The sequence below is a fragment of the Salibacterium qingdaonense genome (assembly GCF_900114715.1).
GTDB classification, from domain to species: domain Bacteria; phylum Bacillota; class Bacilli; order Bacillales; family Marinococcaceae; genus Salibacterium; species Salibacterium qingdaonense.
This window is the reverse complement of sequence record NZ_FOTY01000016.1, coordinates 64,540-74,316: the sequence shown is the minus strand read 5'-3', so window position 1 is coordinate 74,316 and position 9,777 is coordinate 64,540. Positions and strand designations below refer to the sequence as shown.

Genomic DNA, 9,777 nt, shown 5'->3' with positions numbered 1-9,777 from the left:
CCAATTCGATATTGATGGATGGTATGAAAAGCTGGGAGACGGCACCTTGGCAGAAGCCATTCTAGACCGTATTGTCCATGATTCGTATGACATTTTTCTTGATGGAAAAGTATCCATGCGGGAACGTTTTGGCGTTCAACAAGAAAAGGAACAGGAAGAGAGCAACGCTCTCTTGTAGAAACAATAATGAAAAACGGGTGAAACCACAAAAATACTGGTTTCACCCGTTTTTTGAAAGTGGTAAAAAGCACCGCATAAAGTGGTACATTTATCCGCAAAAGGTGGTAAAAAAGATGGCATAAGTGGTAAAAGTCGTCCGCCGTACTCATGTCCCAGACTCTTTTTCTTATATAACAAACTTATTTATTTCATAAAGCATTTTTAAATCATGTTCATTATCTACTACAAGTCGATTTTTATCATCCGTTTTTTCTTTGGCCCATTCTAAAAAGTCTTGGTTCTGATATAAAACACTTGTATATTTCGAATCAAAAATATTAATTTCAAAACTTATTATTAATTTTGTATAATATGCAATCCTGAAAATAAATTTGTCAGTTGCTTTCTTGTCTTCATTTAAATAAAAATGAATATTTGATCTATATCCAATTGAATGCTTTTCACTATCATAAACATTTAAAATCCAGTTCTCAAAAAACTCCTTAGCCAATGGATCGTGTTGAATTTTCTTCATAAAATTAGAAAACTGCAATCTTTCCAACCTACTAAGGTTTTCAACACTACTTATATCAAAAACTCCTTCGGCTTCTACAGGCGTTCCAGTTGTTTGATCTTCTTCCAGTATCTTTTTGTAAATTTCTTTCATGTCTCCTGGACTCTTGAATATATTAGATATAGATTTATCATAAGATTCAACATGTTCTTTTATAGATGCAAGTGCTTTTTCAATTTCAGGATTCAAGTCGAACTCTATTAATTCCTTTTTCTCTTGAATTTTGTATTTCTCTATATTTGCTTTATTTATCTTTTCAAATATAAACTTACTAATTATTTCTTTACCATAAGTTAATATAGCTTTTTCTTTGTCATCAACGTTCTTTTTAACCTCTTCGGTGCTATTATCTATTAACCTTTGTATATTGACACAATTCCAAACATAAAAACTAGTTACGCTAGGGTTGAAAAGTTTTTTATAACGGGGATCATTAATATCTGAAAATATTTTATTACCTATCTCTCTTCTTACAACTATAGTAGAATCTATATCCGATGCAAAGGCTAATGCTCTTGTGGCTTCTTTTAAATTAGTTGTATCGTCATCCAAGTCATCTTCACTTTCACTTCTCATTAAATGATAGGTTATACCTTCCATAGCCAGATCATTTTCTATTTTCTTCTGCAATGGATCTAAAACAATAAAATCCCGGTTCTCTATTTGATTTTGACGGTTATTTTTTGTAGTAACATCAGCGGCAAAAGTTTCGTCAAAATAAGTTTCCCCGTCTTCATCTTCTCTCTCTATAGATATGATTCTAAAAGGAAGCAATACATCTTCTAACCTCTCTTTATTTTCTATAGAAGCCTGACCATACTTCCCGATAACACCGACTGTTTGGGCTCCATTTACTATGCTTATCCCCTTACATTCAAATTCCCCAAAGGCTCTTGAGCTACCGAATTTCCTTTTTTTATCTACCTCTTTACACACAAGCGTAACTCCATTATTGTAATACCAAAAAAGTTCTGGTTCAGTTTCTAATGTCTCCCACATTTCTTCATTTATCTTAGTATTACCAAGAACCTTCCTTAAATTATAATCATAGAGAGAGTTCCCATAACTCTCCCACCATTCTACTAATTGAGTGGCATTTATTTGACCATAAAATGCCTCTAGATCTCCTTCATACCTTCCCCATTCTGTTAGATTCACGTCTATATCTATTACTCTTGAGCTACCATTACTAATTAATAATGTATGTATCCTTTGTTGATTTATTATCTCTAGGTCTGCAACATTTCTGAGATCATTTAATTCTTCAAGTAAATCTTCAAACTCTCTTCTCGCATGCTTCGACAAATTTGAAGCAGTGTATGCTAAAACAATTTTAAATTTAAGTTTACTTTTATCCAAAATGCTTATTATTTCTTCTTTTCTTTCATTTACTTTTTGATTGAATTTATCAAACTTAAAATTTATTAAGTCTTTAACCCCTGTTGTAAACTTTTGAATCTCACCAAGGTTTGGTTCGGAAGCACCAGTGCTGTTAAACTTGGATTGAACCATGCATAATTCATTGCTTTCTTCATTATAAAAAATTAAATCTATACCATTATCATCAGATCCATCAACTATACTATTTACAACACTCTGCTTTTCAACAGCCGGGTATAAAATATTAATACTGTAAGCTGCTAGAGCTCTGGTTAAAAAGTACTTCTCTTCTTCTTCTGGAGAAACGTTTTTTACGTCACTTAAATCAATTATACCTGTGTAGTTTTCTTGTAATTTGCTCTTTATTTGATTGACCTCAAGTAAACCCACGCAACCACCCTACTTAGCATTTTATTCCATGATATCACAATTTTGATCTTCTCAAAGTGGTTACATCTTATTTGTTTTATTACTTTTTTATTCTGTTTTACAAAATGATATTAAAAAAACCGCCCCTATTTATGGTAAGGCTCCCCTTTCTGGATCTTAAACGCGCGGTATATCTGTTCGAGCAGGATCAGTTTCATAAGCTGGTGCGGGAAGGTCATTTTGGAAAAGGAGAGTTTGTCGTCGGCGCGCTGCAGTACAGCGTCGCTGACACCGTTGGAGCCGCCGATGACAAACGTGAGCTGGCTCTGTCCGTGAAGGCTCCACTGCTCCATCTTTTCCGCCAGTTTTTCTGACGACCACTGTTTTCCGTCCAGATCCAGCACAATCACATGCCGGCCCGATTTTATTTTATGTAAGATCCGTTCTCCTTCTTTCTCCTTAACCTGCTCCTTCTCTTTCTCACTCATCTGTTCCGGCGCCTGCTCATCGTTCACTTCCCCCATCGTGAGCTTACAGTATGGACCGAGGCGTTTCTCAAACTCCTCTATTCCCTGTTTGATATACTTCTCTTTAACTTTTCCGACACTTACGATTTGAATCTGCATACGTCCTCCCCTGTTTTGCAGTTGTACACATGTGCACAACTCAAACAACATTTATCCACAAAAGTTATTCACATATTCACACCCGCACTTGCGGAGTCCTCTGAATTTTGTGCACACCTTATCTGCTGAAGTGTGTATAGGTTGTGGAATACTCCCCGTCGTTTCGTATATTTATATAAAAAAATTTCACGGTCTGTTCCACTGCTTCACCAAGGGTTTTTCCGCTGGAATCCGGACTTGCAAAGTGCATTGGTATCATCTCATCTTTCACTATACCACATCACACTTATCCACAACATCCTTAGAAAGGAACTGATCCCCTGTCTAAACACAGATCAGCTGAAGATGGATAGGCTGCAGTAGTGGATAATTCGTCTGACGAAGGAAGGGAGAAGTCGAAAAGCAGGATTACCCTGCACCCCGAGCGAATCGGTTTGCTATAAAAAAAGCCATCAAAAACGTTCTTCAACGCTTTTAATGGCTTTACGCTTAAAACTGCCGTTGGTTATTGAGTGTCATATCTGTCGTCTGCTGCTGCCCTTCACGATAGAACGTGATGGTTATTGTGTCTCCCATCTGCACTTTCGTGTACAAATATCTTCTGAGATCGTGACCATCGGCGATGGGTGTTCCATTCATCGCTGTAATCACATCATAACGCTTGAGTCCAGCTTGTTCTGCCGGCGTACCGGAAACGACGTTGGTGATAAATATGCCGTTATCTACATCCTGCGGCAGCTGCAGTGTTTCCTGCCAGTGGTAACTTGGAATTTCTGAAAGAGACCGGAGGGTTATACCCATCTGCGGACGCTTTACTTCGCCGTTTGCTTCCAGATCTTCAATCACTGGAACAGCAACCGAAGTAGGGATAGCAAATCCGATACCTTCCACAGACGACTGTGCGATTTTCATGGAATTAATGCCAATCAGCTGTCCATTGATGTTCACGAGGGCACCGCCGCTGTTCCCGGGGTTAATAGCAGCATCGGTTTGAATCACTTCCGCGTTCCAGTCCGACTCGCCGTCTCCGTTCAAATCCACGGGGATACTGCGTTCCACGGCACTGATGATGCCGCGGGTTACAGTGCGGGACAACTGTGTACCAAGCGGGTTGCCAATTGCTATCGCAGGTTCGCCGACATTCAGGTTATCTGAATTACCAAAAGAAGCAGCCGTTTCCACTCCTTGGGCATCAATTTGAAGAACGGCCAGATCCGTCAGTACATCAGATCCAATAACCTCAGCATCCACCCGGGTATCATTTGATAAGCTGACTTCCACCTGGCCGGCTCCTTCAATCACGTGATGATTGGTCACCACAAAAGCCGTGTTACCTTCCATTTTGTAAATAACACCGGATCCTGTTCCCTGACTGGCACCGGATCCGTTCTCTTCTTCCCAGAAATCAGACTGCTGCAGGTTAAACACGCCAACCACCGCGTCCGATACCTTTTCGACTGCTTCTGTCGTATCGGATTGAACCGATACCTGCATCTGTTCGGCCTCTCCTTGAAATGAAATATCTTCAGGCGGCTGCTGTGCTTCCAGTCCTTCTTTGGGATTGTCATCCCCCGTGCCTGGAAACAGACTGGATTCATAAAGAAAAGGAACGGCGAATAAGACCAGGACTGCTCCGATGACAGCACCAGCGAGTGCCGCCTGCCCGATTCTTTTCTGCTGGCGTTTTCTTCTTTGTGAAGGTCCCTTTCCATGATTGTTGTCATACCCCATACATGTCGTCACCTTTCATCCATGTTCCGTAATTATCCTTTATCGTGTCCCGTTTGTTTCTTTTTAAACATATTTCCTACAGGGTCACGAGTGGTTTTGCTTCATAAGGATCTGTATCATATAGATGAAACGTGTACCCGACACCGGACTCTTCCTCTTCAAGAATCTGCTGGACGGACATGCGGGCCAGTTCTTTCATATTATTGTCGAGGCTGAGATGAGCCAGATAGACACGGCTTGTTCTGTCCCCGACCACTTCTGCCAGTGCCGCTGCCGCATCTTCATTCGATACGTGTCCGGTATCGCCGAGAATACGGCGTTTCACATTCCACGGGTAATGTCCCATGCGGAGCATATTCAAGTCATGATTCGCCTCAAACACATACATGTCGGAATTACGGATCAATCCCTTTGTCTGCTCCGTCACATATCCCATATCCGTCGCGATAGTAAATTTCTTTCCTTCATGGTGAAAGACAAAAAACATTGGATCCGCTGCATCATGAGAGACGGGGAATGATTCAATATCCAAATCTCCAAAAGTCTGGACGGCGTTTTGTTCAAACACAAACTTCTGATCCGCAGCAATCCTCCCGATACTGCTTTCCATCGCCTGCCACGTCTTTGGATTGGCATACAAGGGGAGCTGATATTTTCTCGCCAGCACTCCTGCTCCTTTAATATGATCGGTATGTTCATGTGTGATGAATATTCCGTCCAGCTCTGAAGGGCTTCGGGCAATCTGTTCGAATAAACTATCTATTTTCTTTCCGCTTAAACCCGCATCAATTAACAGCCGCTGTCTATCTGTTTCTACATAAACAGCGTTGCCTGTACTGCCGCTGGCGAGTACGCTGAACGATAGTGCCATGATAAGTCCTCCAATTACTGCTCCTGATTCTGATTGTTTTCTTCACTGTTTTCTTCACCGTTTCCTTCGTCGCCATTCTCTTCGCTGGACTGTTCATCCTGGCTTGTGTCTTCGGAAGGATTCTCAACCGGACCGGAGTCCTCCGACACTTCCTGAAGCGTTCGGACTTCCCCTCCAATCGCATTTACCAGATACTCATTTTCTCCATTTACTTCCATACTGTACATCGGAGCCATTACCTGATTGGAGCCTTCCGGCGCAAAGAGACTATAATACCTGAGTTCCACCTGATTAACTTCGTCATTATTAGAGAGAATATTTTCAGTTAACAGCCTGTCTATCGCCCCGTACGTAGACAGCATATCTTTCTGTTCTCCTCCTTCTTCAAACTCCATATAACTTTGAAGGTAACTTTCTATTTCATTGTCATCATTAAGGAACAGGACAAGTGGATTTTCAGCATAGGTGACGGTTGCTTTCTCTTCATATACCTGATTTAAAAGGACCTGCCCGTCTTCTTCATTTATCTCTTCAATCATGTAATCGGAACCGTTCCAGACCTGTTGATCCAAAAAGTTTTGAATGTCTTCTTCACCGGACACTGCATACGTATTCTCCAGGGTTACTTCCACAAAGTTATTATCCACAGCCGTTACATTTTCTTCACCGGCCTGCTGACTCACTTCTTCTTCAATATCTATGGATTCACCGACAATGTGACTGATTTCATCCCTTTCTTCCGGCAGTTCTTCCGTGACGGTTATATTTTTCGCATTAAGTTCCTCCTCTGTGGAACTTTGCGCCCGCACATTGAGTTCACTCTGGCCCTGCTGCTCCAACAACTGCTGCATCAAAAACGTGTTTAACAGCAGGAAGGCGATAATAAATATGGTTTTCGTACGATTCCAGTCCATGTTATCCCTCCGGGGTGGAGCCCGTCTGGGTGTCATCCGGGTCTACCGGGTACCAGGCTCCATCATGTTTAACATACCAGCTCGGTTCAAATCGGAAAACAAGGCTGTCCGTTTTCTCCAGTTGATACCCAGGCTGAATGTCTTCAATCAAGGAAGGATCAAACTGCTGCTCTGCGTATTCAACCACTTCCCTGCCGGATGCCAGTTCAATGGAACCTCTTGCATCAATTGGAGAATCATCGAGTTCAAACAGTGGACGGGAATATTCGGAAATCTGTCCACCGGATCTCGTCACATTGATAGAAGAAATATCCGGACCTCCCGATGTGAACACCGGAAGTCCTGAAACAATCATCCGGTACGTCGCATGCTGCCCCTCAGACTGCGGCTGCCAGTCATATAACCTGTAATCATCGGTCCATCCTCCCCGGGAATTCACAAACCCAAAAGTAGCATCAATCACATGACGTTGACTGGAGGAGGTGCCCTCACTGTATACCGGATTGACGTACTGAAAATACGTCCCATTTTCTTCTACACTTACCATACGGTTGCCGTCTGTAAACGAGGCCTCCCCATTTTCACGGCGGTACTGTTCCACATACTCCGCATCACTGAACAATAAATTTAAAAACTGATTATAATCAATGTCCGTCGATGTATCCGACAACGTGCTGTACTCTACCGAATTTTCCGGCAGATACAATACTTCAAGCGAAGATGACTGATTTCCGGGGTCATAAGGAAAAACTGGCTTATACTCATCCATCTGCAGAATATAATTCTCCCGGAACGATGACATACTGAAGGTGGTTTCCCCTTGAAGTACAAAAGATTCCTCGTTGGAGGCAAAGGTGACCAGAAGGTTCTCCGAATTGCCCCCCTGGTCCCTAAGAATCATACGATCGACCGAATTAATAGGGAGACCCGGATCCTCTTCCTCGAATTGAAACATCTGTGACAGAACCTCATCTGGAACAGAAGCAGGAAAAATAATCTCTGCTGTGCGGGGTGCTTCATATAAACTGTCTCTGGATACGTTCTCCCGCACCGTCATATTTTGAAATTGGGAATCCAGCAGTTCATCGTAAAAACGCGCAAACAAATCATTGGTTCCGTTTAAAGCAGTGTAACTGACTCCCTCATGAAAAACCAGCTGGGACGGTTCTATCACATCATTCAAACTCCGTTCCTCTCCAATTTCTTCATTTGAAGTCGCAGCTGATTCATTAAGAGGAGCGAAATTGGGTTGAAATGTCCAAAGCTGCCACGTCAAAAACATACTGAACATTACTAATAAAGCAAGGGCCCAGGATTTTATACGTTCTTTCATTCTACAACCCCTTCTTTTTCCAGTGCTGAATAAGGAAGTGTCACGGCAACGGTCGTCCCTTGCTGCCATTCACTGTCGATCGTAATAAAGCCGTGGTGGGATTCAATTAATTCTTTCGCAATCGCAAGGCCGAGCCCGGTTCCACCAAGGTTGCGGGCTCTTGCTTTGTCCACCCGGTAAAACCGGTCAAAGACTTTAGGCTGGCTTTCTTTTGGAATACCTACACCTTCATCCGTGGTTTCCACATTAACCGTCTGAGGCCCCGGGGTTACCTTAATCGTAATCGTTCCCCCATCCGGTGAATACTTCACCGCATTAGAAACAATATTGTCGAATACCTGCATAACTTTATCTTTATCAATGTCAACATATAACGGTTGGTTCGGAATCATCTTGGAGAAATGAAGATTCCTGTCCTTTGTAATCATCTCAAAACGTTCCGCCATCTGTTCCAGAAGCTCTCCGAGATCCTCTGTTTCAAACGTCAGGGTTAGATCATCGCTATCCATTTTAGAAAGCTGCAGCAGGTCATTCACGAGCCGTATCATCCGCTCGGTCTCATTCTGGGTAACCTGCAGAAAGCGAGGTCCCAGGTTTTCATCTTCCATAGCCCCGTCTTCCAACGCTTCCAGATAACTTCTCATTGTCGTAAGCGGTGTTCTTAGTTCATGCGACACATTGGCCACGAATTCCCGGCGCTCTCGTTCAAGTGTTTCTTTCTCCGTTACATCATGCAAAACGGTGATCAGTCCGTTTACCGGACCGTCTTCATTTCGGATGACAGAAAAGTTCGCTTCCACCAGACGTGCTTCGTCTTCATCACTAAAATCCAGTAAAATGGAATCAGCATAATCATACAAGTCACTGGGGGCCACCGTTTCTGATAAATGCAGCAGCTCTGGGAGAGACGCTCCCATAACATGACTGCTGTCTACATGGAGGAGCTGTTCAGCTCTTCTGTTCATTAGAATGATACGTCCCAATTCATCTGTTGCAATGACACCATCGGTCATGTGCGTCAGGACAGAACTGAGTTTTTTCCGCTCTCCTTCCGTTGTCGCGTGAGCTTCTTTTAAGTTCAATGTCAGAGAGTTGAACGATTCAGCCAGCTGTCCGATTTCATCCTGGCCATACACCCTTACTCTTCTGGAGAAATCTCCATCCATCATCACTCTGGCCTGCCTGCGCATATCAACAATCGGTTTTGTGATTGTTTGGGACAGCAGTACGCCAAGCAGAGCGGTAAGTCCGAGTGCAATAATAGTTCCATTGATAAAGATGGAATTAATCTGGTTCATTTCCTGATACATACTTTCCATGCTTGCTTCGATGTAAATCGCTCCGATAATTTCCCCGCCTTGTTCAATCGGCTGGGCGACAACACGGAGCCGGTCTCCATCCTGACTTCGGACAATATCCTCCACCGGTGAACCGATAAGTGCTCGATCCACTCGGACACGGGTGCTCTGCTGGCCAACCAGATTCTGGTCATTCCATTCTGATGTCCCAAGAATCTGCTGGTTCGGGCCGATAACCTGGGCTTCCATCCCTTCAATGGAGAAGAATTCCTGAAGAAGGTTGTCGATATCATCCTCCAGCGGTTCTTCCTCCTCGTCCCGGCTTCTCGTCAGCTCTTCCTGTACGTTATACTCCAGCAGATCCGCACGTTCCTGGATCATTTCTTTGTGATTCTTTTCCAGCTGCGACTGCAGTTCCCCTGTAAAGTAAACACCTATCACCTGTACCGCAATAAAAATAAGCAGGAGGAAAATGGTGATGAGCTTAAAATGGATCGATTGAAAAAAACCACCCAATTTCAT

Annotated in this window: 8 protein-coding genes; 1 reads left to right on the top strand and 7 read right to left on the bottom strand. The window is 42.9% G+C overall.

Going from position 1 to position 9,777, the window contains the following annotated elements; translation table 11 throughout:
* Positions 1-178: ATP-binding protein (locus BM058_RS12360; protein WP_177195543.1), on the top strand; the 178-nt coding region annotated here is incomplete at its 5' end.
* A 168-nt stretch (positions 179-346) separates the two neighbouring features.
* On the opposite strand, the gene BM058_RS12355 is transcribed toward BM058_RS12360, so the two are convergent.
* The 7 genes from BM058_RS12355 to walK all read right to left on the bottom strand — a co-directional run bounded on the left by BM058_RS12355 (position 347) and on the right by walK (position 9,777).
* Positions 347-2,503, bottom strand: coding sequence for an AIPR family protein (locus BM058_RS12355; protein ID WP_090927353.1), 2,157 nt, complete (start codon positions 2,501-2,503; stop codon positions 347-349).
* 125 nt (positions 2,504-2,628) lie between these two features.
* Complete coding sequence (rlmH, locus tag BM058_RS12350; RefSeq protein WP_090927352.1) at positions 2,629-3,108, bottom strand: 23S rRNA (pseudouridine(1915)-N(3))-methyltransferase RlmH; 480 nt, start codon at positions 3,106-3,108, stop codon at positions 2,629-2,631.
* Positions 3,109-3,597: 489 nt separating this feature from the next.
* The gene (locus tag BM058_RS12345) at positions 3,598-4,839 is read right to left on the bottom strand and encodes a S1C family serine protease (protein WP_090927351.1); all 1,242 of its coding nucleotides are present in this window, start codon (positions 4,837-4,839) and stop codon (positions 3,598-3,600) included.
* 76 nt (positions 4,840-4,915) lie between these two features.
* The gene (locus BM058_RS12340; RefSeq protein WP_090927350.1) at positions 4,916-5,710 is read right to left on the bottom strand and encodes an MBL fold metallo-hydrolase; all 795 of its coding nucleotides are present in this window, start codon (positions 5,708-5,710) and stop codon (positions 4,916-4,918) included.
* 14 nt (positions 5,711-5,724) lie between these two features.
* Positions 5,725-6,624 (bottom strand): two-component system regulatory protein YycI, encoded by a 900-nt coding sequence (locus BM058_RS12335; RefSeq protein ID WP_177195542.1) that lies wholly within the window; start codon positions 6,622-6,624, stop codon positions 5,725-5,727.
* Position 6,625: 1 nt separating this feature from the next.
* Positions 6,626-7,957, bottom strand: a complete 1,332-nt coding sequence (locus BM058_RS12330) for a YycH family regulatory protein (protein WP_177195541.1) — start codon at positions 7,955-7,957, stop codon at positions 6,626-6,628.
* Positions 7,954-9,777 (bottom strand): cell wall metabolism sensor histidine kinase WalK, encoded by a 1,824-nt coding sequence (gene walK, locus BM058_RS12325; protein WP_090927347.1) that lies wholly within the window; start codon positions 9,775-9,777, stop codon positions 7,954-7,956. Before walK ends, BM058_RS12330 begins: the two co-directional genes overlap by 4 nt.

Coding starts and splice junctions, on each gene's coding strand:
- BM058_RS12340 (WP_090927350.1), bottom strand. CDS start 5,710: ATGGCACTATCGTTCAGCGTACTCGCCAGCGGCAGTACAGGCAACGCT.
- rlmH (WP_090927352.1), bottom strand. CDS start 3,108: ATGCAGATTCAAATCGTAAGTGTCGGAAAAGTTAAAGAGAAGTATATC.
- walK (WP_090927347.1), bottom strand. CDS start 9,777: ATGAAATTGGGTGGTTTTTTTCAATCGATCCATTTTAAGCTCATCACC.
- BM058_RS12330 (WP_177195541.1), bottom strand. CDS start 7,957: ATGAAAGAACGTATAAAATCCTGGGCCCTTGCTTTATTAGTAATGTTC.
- BM058_RS12335 (WP_177195542.1), bottom strand. CDS start 6,624: ATGGACTGGAATCGTACGAAAACCATATTTATTATCGCCTTCCTGCTG.
- BM058_RS12345 (WP_090927351.1), bottom strand. CDS start 4,839: ATGGGGTATGACAACAATCATGGAAAGGGACCTTCACAAAGAAGAAAA.